The sequence below is a fragment of the Cupriavidus sp. SZY C1 genome (genome assembly GCF_032190535.1).
GTDB classification, from domain to species: domain Bacteria; phylum Pseudomonadota; class Gammaproteobacteria; order Burkholderiales; family Burkholderiaceae; genus Cupriavidus; species Cupriavidus pauculus_C.
The window spans coordinates 24,230-42,869 of sequence record NZ_JAUANU010000015.1; the positions used below are offsets into that span (position 1 = coordinate 24,230).

At 67.0% G+C, this 18,640-nt stretch carries 17 protein-coding genes; 13 read left to right on the forward strand and 4 right to left on the reverse strand.

Going from position 1 to position 18,640, the window contains the following annotated elements; translation table 11 throughout:
* Nucleotides 1-68: 68 nt before the first annotated feature.
* Both QTN24_RS20730 and QTN24_RS20735 read left to right on the forward strand, forming a co-directional pair.
* Nucleotides 69-4,040, forward strand: a complete 3,972-nt coding sequence (locus QTN24_RS20730; protein WP_313839449.1) for a DUF748 domain-containing protein — start codon at nucleotides 69-71, stop codon at nucleotides 4,038-4,040.
* Between the two features lie 79 nt (nucleotides 4,041-4,119).
* Entirely contained in the window at nucleotides 4,120-4,305 is a 186-nt protein-coding gene (locus QTN24_RS20735; protein WP_124685495.1) for a rubredoxin, read from the forward strand.
* Nucleotides 4,306-4,314: 9 nt separating this feature from the next.
* On the opposite strand, the gene QTN24_RS20740 is transcribed toward QTN24_RS20735, so the two are convergent.
* Both QTN24_RS20740 and QTN24_RS20745 read right to left on the reverse strand, forming a co-directional pair.
* Complete coding sequence (locus QTN24_RS20740) at nucleotides 4,315-4,476, reverse strand: hypothetical protein (RefSeq protein ID WP_313839452.1); 162 nt, start codon at nucleotides 4,474-4,476, stop codon at nucleotides 4,315-4,317.
* 71 nt (nucleotides 4,477-4,547) lie between these two features.
* Nucleotides 4,548-4,730, reverse strand: coding sequence for a hypothetical protein (locus QTN24_RS20745; protein WP_092602616.1), 183 nt, complete (start codon nucleotides 4,728-4,730; stop codon nucleotides 4,548-4,550).
* Between the two features lie 253 nt (nucleotides 4,731-4,983).
* On the opposite strand from QTN24_RS20745, the gene QTN24_RS20750 reads away from it, so the two are divergent.
* From QTN24_RS20750 to QTN24_RS20780, 7 genes are all read left to right on the forward strand, one after another.
* On the forward strand, nucleotides 4,984-5,487 hold the full coding sequence (locus QTN24_RS20750) for a hypothetical protein (protein ID WP_313839456.1): 504 nt from the start codon (nucleotides 4,984-4,986) through the stop codon (nucleotides 5,485-5,487).
* 134 nt (nucleotides 5,488-5,621) lie between these two features.
* The gene (locus QTN24_RS20755; protein ID WP_124685493.1) at nucleotides 5,622-6,791 is read left to right on the forward strand and encodes a cytochrome c oxidase subunit II; all 1,170 of its coding nucleotides are present in this window, start codon (nucleotides 5,622-5,624) and stop codon (nucleotides 6,789-6,791) included.
* A gap of 18 nt (nucleotides 6,792-6,809) precedes the next feature.
* The gene (gene ctaD / locus QTN24_RS20760; RefSeq protein ID WP_313839458.1) at nucleotides 6,810-8,567 is read left to right on the forward strand and encodes a cytochrome c oxidase subunit I; all 1,758 of its coding nucleotides are present in this window, start codon (nucleotides 6,810-6,812) and stop codon (nucleotides 8,565-8,567) included.
* Nucleotides 8,564-9,226 (forward strand): cytochrome c oxidase subunit 3, encoded by a 663-nt coding sequence (locus QTN24_RS20765; protein ID WP_124685491.1) that lies wholly within the window; start codon nucleotides 8,564-8,566, stop codon nucleotides 9,224-9,226. The genes ctaD and QTN24_RS20765 overlap by 4 nt, the downstream gene beginning before the upstream one ends.
* A gap of 11 nt (nucleotides 9,227-9,237) precedes the next feature.
* Nucleotides 9,238-9,930 carry a heme-copper oxidase subunit III family protein gene (locus QTN24_RS20770; RefSeq protein WP_124685490.1) on the forward strand — a complete coding sequence of 231 codons (693 nt, stop codon included), beginning with the start codon at nucleotides 9,238-9,240 and terminating at the stop codon, nucleotides 9,928-9,930.
* Between the two features lie 8 nt (nucleotides 9,931-9,938).
* The gene (locus QTN24_RS20775; protein ID WP_124685489.1) at nucleotides 9,939-10,295 is read left to right on the forward strand and encodes a cytochrome C oxidase subunit IV family protein; all 357 of its coding nucleotides are present in this window, start codon (nucleotides 9,939-9,941) and stop codon (nucleotides 10,293-10,295) included.
* A 51-nt stretch (nucleotides 10,296-10,346) separates the two neighbouring features.
* Nucleotides 10,347-11,543, forward strand: a complete 1,197-nt coding sequence (locus tag QTN24_RS20780; protein WP_313839461.1) for a DUF2252 family protein — start codon at nucleotides 10,347-10,349, stop codon at nucleotides 11,541-11,543.
* A gap of 40 nt (nucleotides 11,544-11,583) precedes the next feature.
* On the opposite strand, the gene QTN24_RS20785 is transcribed toward QTN24_RS20780, so the two are convergent.
* Nucleotides 11,584-13,011 carry an NAD-dependent succinate-semialdehyde dehydrogenase gene (locus QTN24_RS20785; protein ID WP_313839614.1) on the reverse strand — a complete coding sequence of 476 codons (1,428 nt, stop codon included), beginning with the start codon at nucleotides 13,009-13,011 and terminating at the stop codon, nucleotides 11,584-11,586.
* A 232-nt stretch (nucleotides 13,012-13,243) separates the two neighbouring features.
* On the opposite strand from QTN24_RS20785, the gene QTN24_RS20790 reads away from it, so the two are divergent.
* The 4 genes from QTN24_RS20790 (at nucleotide 13,244) to QTN24_RS20805 (ending at nucleotide 17,599) form a co-directional block, all read left to right on the forward strand.
* A complete protein-coding gene (locus QTN24_RS20790; RefSeq protein WP_313839463.1) occupies nucleotides 13,244-14,689 on the forward strand; it encodes an MATE family efflux transporter in 1,446 nt (481 codons plus the stop codon).
* Between the two features lie 446 nt (nucleotides 14,690-15,135).
* Complete coding sequence (locus QTN24_RS20795) at nucleotides 15,136-15,597, forward strand: tripartite tricarboxylate transporter TctB family protein (protein WP_313839465.1); 462 nt, start codon at nucleotides 15,136-15,138, stop codon at nucleotides 15,595-15,597.
* Between the two features lie 13 nt (nucleotides 15,598-15,610).
* On the forward strand, nucleotides 15,611-17,113 hold the full coding sequence (locus tag QTN24_RS20800) for a tripartite tricarboxylate transporter permease (RefSeq protein WP_124685485.1): 1,503 nt from the start codon (nucleotides 15,611-15,613) through the stop codon (nucleotides 17,111-17,113).
* A 186-nt stretch (nucleotides 17,114-17,299) separates the two neighbouring features.
* Nucleotides 17,300-17,599, forward strand: a complete 300-nt coding sequence (locus QTN24_RS20805; RefSeq protein ID WP_124685484.1) for a PadR family transcriptional regulator — start codon at nucleotides 17,300-17,302, stop codon at nucleotides 17,597-17,599.
* Between the two features lie 57 nt (nucleotides 17,600-17,656).
* On the opposite strand, the gene QTN24_RS20810 is transcribed toward QTN24_RS20805, so the two are convergent.
* The gene (locus QTN24_RS20810) at nucleotides 17,657-18,448 is read right to left on the reverse strand and encodes a DUF4397 domain-containing protein (RefSeq protein WP_124685483.1); all 792 of its coding nucleotides are present in this window, start codon (nucleotides 18,446-18,448) and stop codon (nucleotides 17,657-17,659) included.
* Nucleotides 18,449-18,640 lie beyond the last annotated feature (192 nt).

An 18,640-nucleotide genomic window follows, 5' to 3' on the forward strand; every position in this document is an offset into this window, starting at 1 on the left:
TCATGCATGACAAGTGAAATCCGGGGCACAAAGCGCGACGGGCGCGGGGTCATATTTTCCGAGGTGACATGGCTTTCAAGGATTCGATCCAGGCTGCGACAGGGGCGGCCATGGCAACGCCGCGCCGGCGCATGGCGTGGCGCGTGGCGGGCGGGGTGGTGGCCGCGGTGGCGCTGTTTGGCCTGGCCGGCTATTTCGGCGGGCCGCCGCTGATCAGGTATCTGGTCGAAAAACACGCCACCGAGGCCCTGGGCCGCAAGGTCACGCTGGGCGCCGCGCACGTGCGGCCGTTCGAACTGGGCGCCACGCTCAACGACCTGACCATCTTCGAGCCCGACGGCAAGACCCCGATGCTGAAGCTGGGCCAGGTGGAGGCCGATGCGGCGGCCGCGTCGATCTGGCGCCTCGCCCCGGTGGTCGACTTCCTGCACGTGGACCGGCTCAGCGTGCACGTGGTGCGCAATGCGGCGGGCAAGATGAGCTTTGCCGACATCCAGGACCGCTTTGCCGCGCAGCCGCCCAAGCCGGCCGACAGCGAGCCGGCCAGGTTCTCGGTCAGCAATATCGCCGTGACCAACGCGAGCTTCGTCTACGAGGACAAGGCGCTGGACACCCTGCGGCGCGTGGAAAATTTCACGCTGACGCTGCCGTTCCTGTCGAACCTGCCGCACGACGCGACGATCAACACGCGCCCGACGCTGTTCGCCAAGATCAACGGCACGCCGCTGGCGCTGGCCGGCACGTCGCAACCGTTTTCCGATACGCGCCAGACCGACCTGAACGTCAATCTCGACGGGCTGGAGGTGGCCCGCTACATGGCGTTCGCGCCCAGGCTGAAGGACGCGCAGGTCAAGGGCGGGCTGCTCGATACGCGGCTGAACGTGGGATTCCGGCAGGACAAGGATCGCCAGGACCTCTATGTGTCCGGCACGCTGACGCTGCGCGAGGCCGATGTGGTCACCCGCGCCGGTGCGCCGCTGATCCGCGCGGGCCGGCTGGCCGTGGACCTGGCGCGCGTGGAGCCGCTGGCCCACAAGGCGCAGGTCAGGCGCATCGACCTGGAAGGGTTCGACCTGCAGGCGCTGCGCCGCAAGGACGGATCGCTGAACCTGGCCACGGCTTTCCTGCCCGAGGCCGCGCCGGTGCCAAAGGCTGCGCCGGCTGCTGCGGCGCCGGCTTCCGCGCCCGTGGCAGCGGCATCGGCGCCGGCGGCGTCTGGCGTGCAGGCGCCGCCCAAGGCCGGCGAGGTGCCGTGGTCGTATGCGGTGGAGCGCGTGGTCCTGAAGGACGCCAAGCTGGGATTCGTCGACGAACTGGCGCCTTCCGGCCCCGGCAAGCTCGATATCGGCCCGGTCAATGTCGAAGTGGCCGGGCTGGCCAGCAGCGGCGACAAACCTGCCAGGCTTGACGCGAATATCACAATCGCCAATGGCCAGACGATCCGCCACAGCGGCGAACTGGCGCTGAACAAGGGCACGCTGTCTGGCACGCTGCAGACGGCCGGCCTGCAGCCGCAGGGCTTTTCGGCCTGGTGGCCGCGCGAACTGCAGAGCCAGTTCGGCAAGACGGCGGTCAACGCCGAGCTGCACTATGCGATGGCGTGGTCCCAGCCGGTCTTCCAGTTCACGCTGCAGAAGTCGCGCGTGGAGCTGTCGCCGGTGTACGTGTCGACGCGCGAGCCGGTGAAGATGCCTGCCACGCCGGTCGCCGCCGCGAACGAGCGCGACGACCGCGCGGGGCTGACCGTCGCGGCGCCGCGCCAAGGCGCACGGGGCGGCCGTGCGGTACGGGTGGCGCGCGCGCCGGATACCGAAGGCGCCAGCCTGCCGCTGCTCAAGGCCGACAAGCTGGTGCTCGACGACATCCAGCTCGACCTGGCCAGGCAGACTTTCGAGGCCGGACAGGTGGCGCTGGTCAAGCCGGCCATCTCGGCCACGCGCGACCATCGCGGCCAGTTGCTGGAATCGGCGCAAATCTGGGCCACGCAGTCCGCGCAGCAGAAGGCCGCCGATCAGAAGGCGGCGGCCCGCCCCGGCGCCGCGCCGGCCAATGGCGCTGCGGCGCCGGGCTGGAAAGTGCGCGTCGGCAAGGTCGCCGTCGATGGCGGCGAGGCGCGGCTGGCCGACTATGCGCCGGCCGCGGCCAACCGTGGCCGTCCGGTCATCCACCAGTTCCGTAACATCGGCCTGACCACGGGCACCGTGACGTGGCCGCTGTCGCCGGGCGCGCTGCCGATGAAGTTCCACGCAGAAAGCGGCCGCAAGGGCGTGATGAACATCGACGGGCAGGTGACGCCGACGGGGCCTGCCGCGCAGTTGCAGCTAGATTTGCGCGAGCTGGACATGGCGCCGCTGCAGCCGTACCTGGCGGACCGCCTCAACGCGGCGCTGCGCAGCGGCACGATGACGCTCAAGGGCAAGCTTGCCTACGATGCGCCGCCCGGCAAGCCGATGGCCGTGCGTTTCACCGGCAACGCGCTGGCCGGCAATGTGCGCACCGTCGACCGCATCTCCGGCGACGACTTCCTGCGCTGGCGCGCGCTGTCGGTCAACGGCATCGACTTCAACATGAACGAGGCGCGCGGCCCGATGCAGGTGGGAATCCAGAACGTGGCGCTGAACGATTTCTATGCGCGCGTGATTCTTAATGCCAACGGCCGGCTGAACCTGCAGGACGTGATGGCCGGCGGCGCCGAGAAGGGCGAGGCCGCGCCGTCCACCAGCCTGACGCAGGCCAGCCCGGCGTCAGCGCCCGAGGCCAGGCCCGCTGCACCGCCGGCGCAGGCCAAGGCCGCCGAGCCGGCCGGGCCCAAGCCGCAGATCCGCCTGGGCGGCGTCACCATCAACAAGGGCAACATCAATTTTTCCGACTTTTTCGTCAAGCCCAACTATTCCGCCAATCTCACCGACATGAAGGGGTCGGTGTCCAAGGTGTCGTCGGCGGACCTGACGCCGGCAGACCTGGTGCTCAACGGCCGGCTCGACGACGACGCGCCGGTCAGCATCAGCGGCAAGCTCAATCCGCTGGGCGAGCAGCTCTACCTGGACATCGCGGCCAAGGCGGCCGGCGTGGAGTTGACGCGGCTGACGCCGTACGCGGCCAAGTACGCGGGGTATCCGATCACCAAGGGCAAGCTGACGGTGGACGTGGCGTACAAGATCGAAAACGGCAAGCTCGATGCCCGCAACCACCTGTACCTGGACCAGCTCACGTTCGGCGAGCGCGTGGACAGCCCCGACGCGGTCAAGCTGCCGGTGCTGCTGGCCGTGTCGCTGCTCAAGGACCGCAACGGGGTCATCGACATCAACCTGCCGGTGTCGGGATCGCTGTCGGACCCCGAGTTCAGCATCGGCGGCGTGATCCTGCGCGTGATCGTGAACCTGCTGACCAAGGCCATCACGTCGCCGTTCTCGCTCATCGCGTCGGCGTTTGGCGGCGGGGGCGAGGAATTGGGCTACATCGAGTTCGCGACGGGTTCGTCCACGCTGTCCGACGAGGCGCGCAAGAAGATCGAGACCGTGGGCAAGGCGCTGAACGACCGGCCATCGCTGCGGCTGGAGATCAGCGGTCGCATCGACCCGGCCACCGACGCCGACGGCGCGCGCCGCGTATGGCTGGACCAGCGCGTGGCGAACGCCAAGCAGCGCGAGCTGCGCCGGTCCGCGCAGGCGGGCGAGCAGGCCGGGGAAGGCGAGGGCGGCGACCAGGGCGCGCGCGTGACCGTGTCGAAGCAGGAGTATCCGAAGTACCTGGAAGCCGTGTACAAGCGCGAATCGTTCAAGAAGCCGACCAACTTCATCGGCCTGAACAAGTCGCTGCCGCCGGCCGAGATGGAAAGGCTGCTGCTGCAGAACGCCCCGGTCACCGATACCGAACTGCGGGCGCTGGCGGACCAGCGCGCGCTGGCGGTCAAGCAGTCGCTGGAACGCGACGGCAAGGTACCCGACGCCAAGCTGTTCCTGACCGCGCCCAAGCTGACGGCCGAGGGCATCAAGGACAAGGGCGCGCCGAACCGCGTCGATTTCTCGATCCGGCAGTAGCCGGACGGTCCACAGGCGTCCGGGCGAAACCACGTATCATTCGGCCCGGACGACCAAATGGATTTCACAGGAGCGAGTGTTGGAGCAGGAAGCGATCGCCTACAAGACGTGGGTTTGCCTGATTTGCGGCTGGGTGTACGACGAGGAACAGGGCTGGCCCGACGACGGCATCGCCCCGGGTACGCGCTGGGAAGACATCCCGGACGACTGGCGTTGCCCCGAGTGCGACGTCTACAAGGCCGATTTCTCGATGATCGAGATCTGAAGCAGGCTTTCAGTGTGATGGGGCGTGCCTGCGCGCCCTGCCAAGCCCGGCCCGGCGGCGGGCACAGCGCCGGTACCGCAGGCGATGCGGATGGCCGCAGCGCCACAGCGCCGCGCCGATCGTCAGCACGAGCAGTGCCGCCAAGGCGGCCGCCAGCAGCGTCAGCGACATACGCGCCGCCTTCTCCCGAAGGCGCCTCTCTCTCTCTCTCTCTCTCTCTCTCTCTCTCGAAACAGCGGCCGCTAGATCAGCAGCGGCAGCGCCTCCAGCACCAGCACCCCGAGCAGCACACCGATGATCGCGCCCGCGCAGCGGCAGCTGATGCGCAGCGCCTTGGCAGCCACCGGAATCGCACCCATCGCCAGCAGGCCAACGAGTGCCATGGGGATCAAAAACACAAGATCATGCGCCTGGACGTGGATCATGGCGGTCTCCTGTCTTGCTTCCTTGTGCATCCAGTATAGGCCGTGTGTGGCGAATACAAGGCCGGGGCGCTCAGGGTTGTCCCGCGGTGTTTGAAACGCGTCACGTGCGCAGCGGGCGATCAGGTATCGCATCGGAGACATGGGCTTCGGCAGGCTTCTGGTGTGGGGCCGGGCGTCCCTCGCTTCTGGCGGCAGGTGTCCTATGCTGGACGCATGATGGCCATCATGCGCCACCGGCCTCCAGGAGGAAGCTATGGAACTGCACATGCATTCGCACCACTACGTGCGTCGTCTGCCGGACTGGTCCGCTGCGGCGGTGTCGGGGCTGGCCGCCGGGGCGCTGCTGCTTGTCATCGAGCTGTTCTGGTCGTCGATGGTGGCCGGCGTGCATCCGTGGGGCACCACGCGCATGATCGCGGCCATCGTGATGGGGCGCGAGGTGCTGCAGACCTCGATGTTCAGCGTCAGCACCGTCGCCGTGGCGCTGGTCATCCACTTCGTGATCGGCGCGATACTCGGCTGCGTGCTGTGCGCCATCATCGCGCCGTTCCAGCTCGACTCCAGCATCGGCATGTCGATGCTGGTGGGTGCCGTGTTCGGGCTGGTGGTCTACCTGTTCAACTTCTACGTGATGACGGCGGCCTTTCCATGGTTCGTGCAGGCGCGCGGCTGGCACACGCTGGTGGGGCACCTGCTGTTCGGCATGTGCATCGCGCTGTGCTACTGGAAGCTTGAATCGCGCGATGTCGTGCACTAGGCGCGTGCGCCCGCGCGTACCCACGGGCGACCATGTCGCCTTGCAGTGACCTGAGTCGATGCACTAGGCTTATTCCACGTGCGTGAACGGGCGCACTTGCCGGCCCGTTTCCTTGCGTACGCGAGGGAGGGGACATGGCGATCGCAATCGTGCTCGTCATCATGGTTGCCGCTTCGGTGCTCTTTCATTTCCTGAGCCCCTGGTGGCTGACACCGCTGGCGTCCAACTGGAAGCAGATGGACGACACGCTGATCATTACCCTCGTCATCACCGGCCTGTTCTTCGTCGTCATCAACCTGCTGCTGGGCTACATCGTCTGGCGCTTCCGGCATCGTGACGGCCACCGCGCCGCCTACCAGCCCGAGAACCACCGGCTGGAGCGCTGGCTGATCGGCCTGAGCGCCGTGGGCATCATGGCGCTGCTGGCGCCGGGCCTGATCGTCTATGCCGACTACGTGCGCCCGCCGCGCGAGGCGATGGTGCTGGAAGTGGTGGGCCAGCAGTGGCAGTGGGGGTTCCGCTTCCCCGGCAGGAGCGGCGAACTGGGCACCACCGACGCGCGCTTCGTCAGCGCCAGCAATCCGCTGGGGCTCAATCCCGAGGACCCGAACAGCCAGGACGATATCGTGATCGCCGGCCCCGAGGTGCACCTGCCGCTGAACCGGCCGGTCAAGGTGCTGCTGCGGTCCAAAGACGTGCTGCACGACTTCTACGTCCCGCCGTTCCGCGCCCGCATGAACATGGTGCCCGGCATGGTGACGTCGTTCTGGTTCACGCCCACGCAGGCGGGCCGGTTCGACATCCTCTGCGCCCAGCTATGCGGCGTGGGCCACTACAACATGCGCGGCCACGTGGTGGTGGAAGACGGGGCCGCCTTCGACGCCTGGCTGGCGAAACAGCAGACCTTCGCGATGGCCCAGGCACGCGCGGCACAGCCGGCTGCCGCACCGGGCACGGGCACCGGCACCGGCCCCACGGGCGGCGGCGACCTGGCCGAGCAGGGCCGGGCGCTGGCGCAGGGCAAGGGCTGCGTGGCCTGCCACAGCGTGGACGGCGGCGCCAGCGTCGGCCCCACCTGGAAGGGCCTGTACGGCACCACGCAGCAGTTTGCCGACGGCAGCAACGCCACCGTCGACGACGCCTTCCTGAAGAAGGAAATCGAGGACCCGCACGCGCGCCTGATCAAGGGGTTCGGCCCGCTCATGCCGAAGACGCCGGTGACCGATGCCGAGGTGGCGGCGCTGTCCGCCTACATCCGGTCGCTCGGCACGGGCGCCACGGCCAAGCCGCAGGCCGGCAAATAGGAGCCCGAGGAGGATACGATGGCCTACGCCGACGATGCCGCGCACCACGGCCCGCAAAGCTTCTGGACCCGCTACGTCTGGAGCCAGGACCACAAGGTGATTGCCGTGCAGTACACGCTGGTGGCCATCTTCGTGGGTCTGGTGGGCGTGGCGCTGTCGAACCTCATGCGCATGCAGCTGGGCTTTCCGGGCAAGTTCGATTTCATCGACCCCAACCGCTACTACCAGTTCGTCACGATGCACGGCATGATCATGGTGATCTACCTGCTGACGGCGCTGTTCCTGGGCGGCTTCGGCAACTACCTGATCCCGCTGATGGTGGGCGCGCGCGACATGGTGTTCCCGTTCCTGAACATGCTCAGCTTCTGGGTCTACTTCCTGTCCGTGATCGTGCTGCTGGCCAGCTTCTTCGTGCCGGGCGGGCCCACCGGCGCGGGCTGGACGCTCTATCCGCCGCAGGCCATCCTGCCGGGCACGCCGGGCCACGACTGGGGCATCATCCTGATGCTCGTGTCGCTGCTGATCTTCATCGTCGCGGCCACCATGGGCGGCCTGAACTACGTGACCACGGTGCTGCAGGCGCGCACGCAGGGCATGACGCTGCTGCGCATGCCGCTGGCCGTCTGGGGCATCTTCATGGCGACGATCCTGGCGCTGCTGGCCTTTCCGGCGCTGTTCGTGTCCGGCCTGATGATGCTGCTGGACAAGACGCTGGGCACCAGCTTCTTCATGCCGGCGATGGTCTCCATGGGCCAGCAGCTCAACTACAAGGGCGGCAGCCCGCTGCTGTTCCAGCACCTGTTCTGGTTCTTTGGCCACCCCGAGGTGTACATCGTGGCGCTGCCCGCGTTCGGCATCGTGTCGGATCTGGTCAGCGTGCATTCGCGCAAGAGCATCTTCGGCTACCGCACGATGGTCTGGGCCATCCTGGCAATCGGGCTGCTGTCGGTGGTGGTGTGGGCGCACCATATGTTCGTGAGCGGCATGAACCCGTATTTCGGCTTCTTCTTCGCCACCACCACGCTGATCATCGCGGTGCCCACGGCGATCAAGGTCTACAACTGGGTCATCACGCTGTGGCGCGGCGACATCCACTTCTCGGTGCCGATGCTGTTCGCCATCGCGTTCATCAGCACCTTCGTGATCGGCGGCCTGACCGGGCTGTTCCTGGGCAATGTCAGCGTCGACATTCCGCTGTCGAACACGTACTTCGTGGTGGCCCACTTCCACATGGTGATGGGCGTGTCGCCGATCCTGGTGGTATTCGGCGGCCTCTATCACTGGTATCCCAAGGTCACCGGCCGCATGCTTGACGACACGATGGGCCGCATCCACTTCTGGGTCACCTTCGTGGGCACCTACGCCATCTTCTTCCCGATGCACTACCTGGGCATCCTCGGCATGCCGCGCCGCTACTACGCCTGGGACAACTACAGCTTCATCCCCGAATCGGCGCACGCGATGAACATGTACATCTCGATTGCCGCGTTCGTGGTGGCCACGGCGCAGCTGCTGTTCGTCTTCAACCTGTTCTGGAGCCTGCGGCGCGGGGCGGTGGCGGGGCCCAATCCGTGGCGCGCGGCGTCGCTGGAATGGCAGACGCCGCAGACGCCGCCCGTGCATGGCAACTGGGGCCCGCAACTGCCGGTGGTCTACCGCTGGGCCTACGCGTACAGCGTGCCGGGCGCCCGGGAAGACTTCATCGCCCAGAACGCGCCGCCCGATGCCGGCGGCGCCGAGCCTGAACCGTATTCGAGCCGGGGAGCGATCGCATGACAGCCGAAACCCTCGCACAGACGGGCGCCGCCGTCTTCCGCGCATCGCCGGAGTCATCGGGCAGCGGGCCCGGCGGCGATGCCGCGCACGGCCACGGCCAGCGCGCGCCAGGCAGCACGGGCCTCTGGGTGTTCATGGGCGTGGTCACGTCGCTGTTCGCGCTGTTCCTGACCGCCTACGTGATGCGCATGGACAGCCCGGACTGGCAGCGGATCGCGTTGCCGTGGCAGGTTTGGCTCTCCACCGCGTTGCTGGCCGCCGCCAGCGTGGCGATGGCCATGGCGGCGCGCGCGGCGCGGCGGGGACGGATGCCGCGTGCCCGCACGGCGCTGCGGCTGGGCGGCCTGGGTGCCGTGGCCTTCGTCGCCTCCCAGCTCTGGGCCTGGCAGGCGCTGTACGCGGCGCACGTGGTGCCGGCCAACAATCCCGCCGGCAGCTTCTTCTACATGCTGACGGCGATGCACGGCCTGCACATGATCGGTGGACTGATCGGCTTTGCGTTCGTCGCGCTGGATCGCGGCAGCGGCAGCCGCACGCTGATGCGTATCGGCCTGTGCGCGCGGTACTGGCACTTCCTGCTCGCGGTGTGGGTGGTGCTGCTGGGCGTGCTGGGGTGGCTGACGCCCGAGGTCGTCGACTATCTCTGCGGCAGACGATAGGGAGGGGCGCCATGAGTTCGCAAGTTGCTGTCGAACCAGCCCACGGCCATCCGCCCGGGGGGCTGCGCGGCCTCGTCGCGGACTGGGCCTCGGACGAGCGTGCCTTCCACGTGTCGTGGGGCAAGGCGATGATGTGGATCTTCCTGCTGTCCGACACCTTCGTCTTCAGCTGCTTCCTGGTGGGCTACATGACGGTGCGGATGTCCACCACCGTGCCATGGCCGAACCTGAGCGAGGTATTTGCCATCGACGTGGGCGGGCATCCGGTGCCGATGCTGCTGATCGCCATCATGACGTTCACGCTGATCACCAGCAGCGGCACGATGGCCATGGCGGTCAACTGTGCCTACCGGCGCGACCGCCTGGCCTGCGCCAAGCTGATGTTCGTGACCGCGTGGCTGGGCGAGGTCTTTGTCTGCATGCAGGCGTACGAGTGGACCAAGCTGATCGTCGTCGAAGGTATCCGGCCATGGGGCAATCCGCTGGGCGCGGCGCAGTTCGGCTCCACGTTCTTCATGATCACGGGCTTTCACGGCTTTCACGTCACGTGCGGCGTGATCTACCTGCTGTTCATCGCCAGCAAGGTGCTGCGCGGCCACTACGACCTGAGCGGCAACTACCAGCCCGTGGAGATCGCCGGCCTGTACTGGCACTTCGTGGACCTGGTCTGGGTCTTCATCTTCGCGCTGTTCTATCTCTGGTGAGGCGAAACATGGCGTCGACTCCCACCCAGGCATCCCCGCATGCCGAACCGGCCGCCGAGCATGGCGGACAGGCCCACCCGATCGGGGTCTACCTGAAGGTCTGGCTGCTGCTGTTCGTGCTGTCCACGCTGTCGTACATGGTGGACTACTACCACCTGACCGGCTACCTGCGCTGGTCGCTGATCCTGCTGTTCATGGCGCTCAAGGCCGGGCTGATCATCGCCGTGTTCATGCACATGGCCTGGGAGCGCATGGCACTGATCTGTGCGATCCTGCTGCCGCCGCTGTGCCTGCTGGTGCTGGTGTGGCTGATGGCGGCGGAAGCGGATTACACTTTCCTCACGCGCGGCGCTTTCTTCCGCTGACGTCGCCATGCGGGCGGCGTGCGCCGCGACGTGCCATCCTGGACCTCGCCCATGCACGCTGCCACCGAAAGCATCCTGATCTACAACCACGGCCGTGACCCGGACCGGCTCACGATGAAGCTGGCCGCGCTGGCGGCCGAGCCGTTCGCGTTCTTCCGCGGCACCAACCATCTCTACGCCGCCGCCCTGCGCGGCGAGATCGGGCTCGACGCGCCGTTGAGCTATGTCTGCGGCGATCTGCACGTGGAGAACTTCGGCTCGTTCAAGGGCGACAACGGGCTGGTCTACTTCGACCTGAACGATTTCGACGATGCGCTGGTGGCGCCCGTTACCGTCGACGTGGTGCGCATGCTGTCCAGCGTGCTCGTGGCCGGGCAGCAGTACCGGCTGTCGGAGGCGGACGCCCGCGTGGCCTGCGCCAACATGCTGTCGGAGTACACGCGGACGCTGCGGGCCGGCAAGCCGCGCTGGATCGAGCGGTCGACCGCGACCGGGCTGGTGGCCACGATGCTGCGCCAGGTGAAGCGCCGCAAGCGCGGCACGCTGCTGGCATCGCATACCGAAACGCGCAATGGCCGGCTGCGGCTGGACCTGGACAAGCACGCGCAGCGCGCCAGCCGTGCGCAACGCGAGCGGGCCGCGCATATCATCGCGGTCTACTCGCGCCAGACGCATCACGGCCACCGCTTCGTTGCGGAGGATGTGGCTTCCCGCGTGGCGGGCGTGGGCAGCCTGGGGCTGGAGCGCTACGTGGTGCTGGCCCACGAGATGCACCTGCCGACGTCGCGCCGGCTGCTCGACGTGAAGCGCGCGATGCCGAGCGCCTGGGAAAGCCCGCGGCATCAGCAGCCGCATTGGGGCAGCGACGGGCAGCGGGTGGCAACGGTGCAGCAGGTCATGCAGGCGGCGTCGCCGGCGCTGCTGTCGTACGTGGCGCTCGACCGGCGCGAGTCGTTCCTGGTCAAGAGCCTGCAGCCGAGCACCGATCGCGTGGACCTGGCGCATTGCCGCGACAAGGCTGCGCTGATCGACGTGCTCACCACCATGGCGCGCGCCGCCGCATGGGCGCACCTGCGCGGCTGCGGCCATCAGGCGGCCGACCGGATCGAGAAATTGCAGGATTTTGCCGCCGGCGGGCGCTGGCAGTCGATGGCGCTGCGCCTGGCGCGGCACGGCCGCGACGTATCGCTGGCGCAGTGGAAGGCGTTTGCGGAGGACTACAGGAAAGCGAGGGGGCTGAAGGCTTGACGGTGGCCCTCTCCCGCGCGGCGGGAGAGGGCGCGTCCGATCAGATCTGCGTGATGAACTTGGTCACCAGGTAGCCATCGAAGGTCTCCTGGCCGCCTTCGCTGCCGATGCCGGAGTCCTTGATGCCGCCAAACGGCGTCTCGGACAGCGCCATGCCGAAGTAGTTGATGTTGACCATGCCGGCCTCAAGCCCGCTCGACACGTGGTGCGCCGTCTTCAGCGAATTCGTGAACACGTACGACGCCAGGCCGTACGGCAGGCTGTTGGCGCGGCGCAGCACTTCGTCGGTGTCCTTAAAGCGCGTCACGGGCGCCACCGGGCCGAACGGCTCGTCGACCATCAGCTTGGCGTCGTCGGGCAGGTCGGTGACGACGGTCGGGGCAAAGAAGAAGCCCTTGTCGCCAATGCGCGCGCCGCCGGCCACGATCTTGCCGCCACGGTGGCTGGCGTCGTCGAGGAACTGCTCCATCGACGCAATGCGGCGCTCATGCGCCAGCGGGCCCATCTGCGTGCCATCGTCCAGGCCGTTGCCCACCTTGATCGAGCCGATCACCTCGGTAAAGCGCGCCAGAAAGCGGTCGTACGCCTTTTCCTGCACGTAGAAGCGGGTCGGCGACACGCACACCTGGCCGGCATTGCGCAGCTTGAAGCGCGCCAGCATCTCGGCTGCCGGCTCGATGTCGGCATCGTCGAACACCAGCACCGGCGAATGGCCGCCCAGCTCCATCGTCACGCGCTTCATGTGGGCGCCGGCCAGGGCGGCGAGCTGCTTGCCCACCGGCACCGATCCCGTGAACGAGATCTTGCGCACGATCGGCGATTCGATCAGGTAGGTCGAGATGTCGCCCGGCACGCCCCAGACGATGTTCAGCACGCCCGGGGGCAGGCCGGCATCGTGGAACAGGCGCGCCAGCGCCACCACGGCGCTGGGCGAATCCTCGGGGCCCTTCAGGATCAGCGTGCAACCGGCGCCGATGGCGGCCACGATCTTGCGGATGGCCTGGTTGAACGGGAAATTCCACGGCGTGAACGCGGCGCAGACGCCAATCGGCTCGCGCACCACGATCTGGCGCACGGCCGGGTTGCGCGGCGGAATCACGCGGCCGTAGATGCGGCGGCATTCCTCGGCATGCCATTCGGCGTGCTCGGCGCAGATCGTGACCTCGGCCACGGCCTCGGCCAGCGGCTTGCCCTGGTCCAGCGTGATGTCGCGGCCGATTTCCCGGGCGCGCGTGCGGGTCAGTTCCGCCACGCGGCGCAGGATGGCCGAGCGCTCCATCGGCGACGTCTTCTTCCAGCTCTCGAACGCGCGCTGCGCGGCCGCCAGCGCGCGATCCAGGTCTGCCGTGGTGGCGTGGGGCAGCTTGCCCAGCAGTTCCTGCGTGGCCGGATTGATGACGTCCTGCTCGCGCCGGTCGCCTCCCTTGACGAATTCTCCATCGATGTAGAGGGCGAGATCCTGATACACCATGCCTGTCTCCTGTGCGGGGGTGGGACGGCGCGCCGGGGGCGGCGGCCGCGAACGATCGGTCGGAAAAACGCAAGCTTAACGCGTCGGCCCGGAACGCGCACAGAGATCATGTCGGCCGATTATCGGCCGCCGCTGTCGGCGCAACGCCGCTGGCCGCCGTCACGGGCGGGGACTAGACTGACACGTCCGAAACCCACGCCGTTGCTGCAGTGCGGAAGAATTCCACCCGATGAAGCCAGACGCCAGACTCACCACCGGCCCGATTGGCCGGACGCTGCTGTTGTTCTCGCTGCCCGTGCTGGGCAGCAACATCCTCCAGTCGCTCAATGCCTCGATCAATTCGATCTGGGTCGGCCGCTTCCTGGGCGAGGCGGCGCTGACGGCCACGTCCAACGCCAACATCATCCTGTTCTTCCTGCTGGGGGTGGTGTTCGGCATCAGCATGGCCAACACGATCATGATCGGCCAGGCGATTGGCGCGCGCGACATCGACGAGGCCCGCCGCGTGGTGGGCACGAGCACCACGTTCTTTGTCGCGCTGTCGGTGCTGGCGTCGGCGCTGGGGTTCGCGTTCACGCCGCAGATCCTGGCGGCCATGCACACGCCGGCCGACGCCGCGCCGCTGGCCGTGATCTACCTGCGCATCATCTTCGTGGCGCTGCCGTTCATGTACTTCTACAACTTCGTGATGATGACGCTGCGCGGCGCGGGGGATTCGCGCACGCCGTTCTACTTCATGCTGTTGTCGGCCGTGCTCGACGTCGTGCTCAACCCGGTGCTGATCTTCGGCATCGGGCCGATTCCGGCGCTGGGTATCGCCGGCTCGGCGCTGGCCACGCTGATCGCGCAGCTTACGAGCCTGGCGGCGATGATCGCGCTGCTCTACCGGCGCAAGCACTTCCTGCTGCTGCATCGCTCGCAGCTCGCGCTGCTCAGGCCGGACACGGCCATCCTGCGCGCGCTGGTGGCCAAGGGGCTGCCGATGGGGCTGCAGATGGTGGTGATCTCGTCGTCGGCCATCGTGATGATGTCGCTGGTCAACACCTACGGCTCGCAGACCACCGCCGCCTACGGCGTGGCGTCGCAGCTCTGGACCTACGTGCAGATGCCGGCGCTGGCCGTGGGCGCGAGCGTGTCGTCGATGGTGGCGCAGAACGTGGGCGCCGGGCTGTGGGCACGCGTGTCGCGCATCACGCAGGTGGGGCTGCTGTTCAACGTGCTGATGACCGGCGCGCTGGTGGCGCTGATCTACCTGTTCAACCGGCATTCGCTGGGGCTCTTCCTGGGCGACGACGGTGTGGCCATCGAGATCTCCCAGCACATCAACCGCGTGGTGCTGTGGTCGTTCATCCTGTTCGGCTTCACGATCGTCGTGTTCGGCACGGTGCGCGCCACGGGCGCCGTCATGGCCCCGCTGGTGATCCTGTTCGTCTCGATGTGGGTGATCCGGCTGCCATTCGCGTGGATCCTCGGGCCCCGCATCGGCGCGGAATCGATCTGGTGGAGCTTTCCGCTGGGCTCGGTCGTCTCGGTGGTGATGGCCTTCCTGTACTACCGGTACGGCAACTGGAAGCGCAACCATATCCTGCCGGCGGCACCGCATCCCGCAGCCGTCGGCCAGGCGCCGGACACCAGCATGGGCACCCCGTGCGAGGACGCGGAGCCGGTGCGATAGCTGTCTGGAGGCACGCCGGCGCAAGCAACCCGGCGTCGCCTGCATGCTGCACACATTCAACGGCATTTCGTATGACCGGACATACGACCTCTGCGCGTTCCAACGTCCCCCGCCCGTAAGCCTTCAGAAAGCTCCGCCCGCCCCATTCGCCGCGCGCCCGCGCGGCGCCGGGCCGCTGCCTTTCACGTTCCTTTCGGCCTCATCTTTCAACTCACTTTCAATGCGCCAGCATTTACATCACGCCGTGATGTAACTGCGTCGACCCGCATACGTATGGGGAATCGGGAAATACCCTGAACCCAGACAAATGAAAGGCGCCTGAAAGATCGCGTTCTTATCGTTCGCCCCATCGCGTCGAACGTGTCTGCATTCGCGCGTTCGCAGCGTGGTGCGTCAGAGCCGGCGAGCCGCGCGATACCGCTTTCACTACTTTGAGGAGAATCGTTTTGCGCATACGCAGCCAAAAGGACTTTGCCTCCGGCCTGATGTTCATCCTGGTCGGCCTGGGCTTTTCCTTCGTCGCGCGCGGCTATTCCATGGGGACAGCCGCCAAGATGGGTCCCGGATACTTCCCGTTCCTGCTCGGGCTCGTGCTGGCGCTGCTGGGCGCGGTCGTCACGATCGGTGCCCTGTCGTCCAAGGGCGAGACAGACCAGCTTGCCCGCTGGGACCTGAAGATCCTGCTGTGGATCCTGGGTTCGGTGGTGCTGTTCGGCCTGCTGCTCAAGCCGCTGGGCATGGTGCTGTCCGTGTTCGTGCTCGTGATCGTCTCCTCGATGGCCAGCCACGAATTCAGCTGGAAGGGTGCGCTGCTGAACAGCGTGGTGCTGGTGCTGATCAGCATGGGCGCGTTCGTGTACGGCATCAACCTGCAGATGCCGGTGTGGCCTGCGTTCATCACCGGTTAAGGAGCCGCCTTCAATGGAATTGTTCGATCACCTTGCCCTGGGCTTCTCCACGGCATTGAACCTGCAGAACCTGGCGTATGCGTTCCTGGGCTGCGTGCTCGGCACGCTGATCGGCGTGCTGCCGGGCCTGGGCCCGCTCGCCACCATCGCCATGCTCCTGCCGGTCACGTACTCGCTGCCCCCGGTGGCGGCGCTGATCATGCTGGCCGGTATCTACTACGGCGCGCAGTACGGTGGCTCCACCACCGCCATCCTGGTCAACCTGCCGGGCGAATCGTCGTCGGTGGTGACCACGATCGACGGCTACCAGATGGCGCGGCGCGGCCGGGCGGGGGTGGCACTGGCCACGGCGGGCCTGGGCTCGTTCTTCGCCGGCTGCGTGGCCACGCTGATCCTGGCCGCGTTTGCCACGCCGTTGTCGGAACTGGCGTTCAAGTTCGGCCCCGCCGAATACTTCTCGCTGATGGTGCTGGGCCTGATCGGCGCCGTGGTGCTGGCGTCGGGCTCGCTGCCGAAGGCCGTGGCAATGATCGTGCTGGGCCTGCTGATGGGCCTGATCGGTACCGACGTGAACTCCGGTGCCGCACGGTTCTCGTTCGACGTGCCCGAGCTGACCGACGGCATCGACTTCGTCGCGCTGGCCATGGGTATGTTCGGCTTCGCGGAGATCATCGCCAACCTGGAACAGAAGGAAGCGCGCGAGACGTTCACGAACAAGGTGACCAACCTGTTCCCGACCAAGGAGGATTTCAAGCGGATGATTCCCGCCGTGCTGCGTGGCACGGCGCTGGGTTCGGCGCTAGGCATCCTGCCGGGCGGCGGTGCAGCGCTGGCGTCGTTCGCGGCGTACTCGCTGGAAAAGAAGACCTCGAAGTTCGCGCATGAGTTTGGCAAGGGCGCCATCGAAGGCGTGGCGGGTCCGGAATCGGCCAACAACGCCGCGGCGCAGACGTCGTTCATCCCGCTGCTGACGCTGGGCATTCCCCCCAACGCCGTGATGGCGCTGATGGTGGGCGCGATGACGATCCACAACATCCAGCCGGGCCCGCAGGTGATGACCAGCAACCCGTCGCTGTTCTGGGGCCTGATCGCCTCGATGTGGATTGGCAACCTGATGCTGATCATCCTGAACCTGCCGATGATCGGCATCTGGGTGAAGCTGCTGACCGTGCCGTATCGCTTCCTGTACCCGGCCATCCTGACGTTCTGCTGCATCGGCGTGTACTCGGTCAACAACCAGACCTTCGACGTCTTCATGGCGGCGGGCTTCGGCGTGATCGGCTACCTGTTCCTGAAGCTCAAGTGCGAGCCGGCGCCGCTGCTGCTGGGCTTTGTGCTGGGACCGATGATGGAAGAGAACTTCCGCCGCACGCTGCTGCTGTCGCGTGGCGAGTTCACCGTGTTCTTCACCCGTCCGCTGTCGCTGGGGCTGCTGATCGCGGCCGCGGCACTGGTGGCCGTGGTGGCGCTGCCGTCGATCAAGGCGAAGCGCGAAGAAGCGTTCCAGGAAGAATAACGCTCCGTGGCGTTCCTGAACCACCGCGCCGCCCCGGCGGCGCGTCACTAGCAAGCTTTCGGGGTGCCCTGCGTGCACCCCGTTTTTTTGGTAATCCAGCATGAAGAGAGGCCCGGCTGCCGCAATGGCCCAGGGCTGCGCACGATGATCAGAATTCCCGCACCTCTGGCTGCGTCTCCTGCGCCCATGAAGACTCCCTCGCTCGACCGGATCGTCTCCCGGCTCTATATCCTCAAGCTCGTCCAGGCGAGCCCGTCCACGGTATTCAACCTCGTGGAGCGCCTGCGCGAACGCGGCATCGACAAGAACATCCGTGCGCTGCGGCCCGTGCTGCGCAGTCTGATGATGGCGCGCGCCATCACCGCCGAGCTGGTGGAAGGCAACGGCCGCGTGTACACGATCACCGACGAGGGGCGCGCAGAGCTGGACGCCTACCTGTCGCACCTCGACGTGCTGCAGCGCGACGTCGAATCGCCGCAACCATGAGAAACGCCCCGGCACCTTGCGGTACCGGGGCGTTGCCTGGTCAGGCGGGCGGCGCGCTTACTGGGCGGCCGTCTGCGACACCAGTTCCTGGGCCGTCGCGTTGCTGGTGTTGCTCTGGGCCACCAGCACCTTGATGCGGTTGGGCACCACGGCGCCGATGCCGTCGGCCGGGATCGTCGTGATGAGCCAGTCGGCGTTCCGGTTCAGCGTCAGCGAGCCCGAATCGAAGATCACGGTCTTCGTGCCGGCCGTGGTGATGCGCAGGCGGTACGTGCCGCTATCCAGATATTGCGAGTCCGCGCCCGACGCCGGCACGGCGTTCTTGTACTGCACCGAGGCCATGTTCGGCGACACCGAGTTCAGGTCGGCGGCCGGCGTGGTCAGGTACACGTCCACGTTCTGGGCGTTGATCGAGGCGTTGAAGGTCCGCACGCGTGCCTGCGTGTCGACCAGGCCCTTGCCGTACGGGTCGTCGATCTGGGCGACGTCGGCCGACGTGGTGCCCGGCAGCGCGATGACCGTGTACTTGTGGCCCGTGCGGGCGTCAACGGTGGTCGAGCCGATCTGGGTCGACGTACCGGTCAGGTTGAACGCGAACAGGTTGTTGCCGGTCGACACGTCGAAGTAGCCCGACACGGTCTTGTACGGCACGTTCTGCAGCGACGTCAGCGCGCCATTCTGCAGCACGTCGACGTTCGGGCCTGCCGTCACGGCGTGGATCACGCGCACGGCCGGCTTGCTCAGGCCGATACGGTCGTCGATGCCGTCGTCGCCGCCGCCGCAGGCTGCCAGCACGGCCGTCGTGGCCAGCGCCATGCCCAGAATGATCTTGCGTTTGAATTGCGTCATGTTTTCACCTTTACCGTTGGATCAGGAACGCGCGCGGCATGCACGTTCTTCTTGCTTCGTGGAGTGCAAGGGAGACCGCGCGCGGCATTCGTGCATGCTGAACTGCTGGCAGGCCGCTGTTTGTGCGTGCCGTGATGGAACGATAGGCATCGCGGGCAGGCCAAGGCAGCCGCGCCGCGCCGAAATGACTGT

Bases quoted from the DNA above. Each gene is read 5' to 3' on its own strand.
- QTN24_RS20730 (WP_313839449.1), top strand. From the start codon at position 69: ATGGCTTTCAAGGATTCGATCCAGGCTGCGACAGGGGCGGCCATGGCA.
- QTN24_RS20740 (WP_313839452.1), bottom strand. From the start codon at position 4,476: ATGTCGCTGACGCTGCTGGCGGCCGCCTTGGCGGCACTGCTCGTGCTG.
- QTN24_RS20745 (WP_092602616.1), bottom strand. From the start codon at position 4,730: ATGATCCACGTCCAGGCGCATGATCTTGTGTTTTTGATCCCCATGGCA.
- QTN24_RS20750 (WP_313839456.1), top strand. From the start codon at position 4,984: ATGGAACTGCACATGCATTCGCACCACTACGTGCGTCGTCTGCCGGAC.
- QTN24_RS20755 (WP_124685493.1), top strand. From the start codon at position 5,622: ATGGCGATCGCAATCGTGCTCGTCATCATGGTTGCCGCTTCGGTGCTC.
- ctaD (WP_313839458.1), top strand. From the start codon at position 6,810: ATGGCCTACGCCGACGATGCCGCGCACCACGGCCCGCAAAGCTTCTGG.
- QTN24_RS20765 (WP_124685491.1), top strand. From the start codon at position 8,564: ATGACAGCCGAAACCCTCGCACAGACGGGCGCCGCCGTCTTCCGCGCA.
- QTN24_RS20770 (WP_124685490.1), top strand. From the start codon at position 9,238: ATGAGTTCGCAAGTTGCTGTCGAACCAGCCCACGGCCATCCGCCCGGG.
- QTN24_RS20775 (WP_124685489.1), top strand. From the start codon at position 9,939: ATGGCGTCGACTCCCACCCAGGCATCCCCGCATGCCGAACCGGCCGCC.
- QTN24_RS20780 (WP_313839461.1), top strand. From the start codon at position 10,347: ATGCACGCTGCCACCGAAAGCATCCTGATCTACAACCACGGCCGTGAC.
- QTN24_RS20790 (WP_313839463.1), top strand. From the start codon at position 13,244: ATGAAGCCAGACGCCAGACTCACCACCGGCCCGATTGGCCGGACGCTG.
- QTN24_RS20800 (WP_124685485.1), top strand. From the start codon at position 15,611: ATGGAATTGTTCGATCACCTTGCCCTGGGCTTCTCCACGGCATTGAAC.
- QTN24_RS20805 (WP_124685484.1), top strand. From the start codon at position 17,300: ATGAAGACTCCCTCGCTCGACCGGATCGTCTCCCGGCTCTATATCCTC.
- QTN24_RS20810 (WP_124685483.1), bottom strand. From the start codon at position 18,448: ATGACGCAATTCAAACGCAAGATCATTCTGGGCATGGCGCTGGCCACG.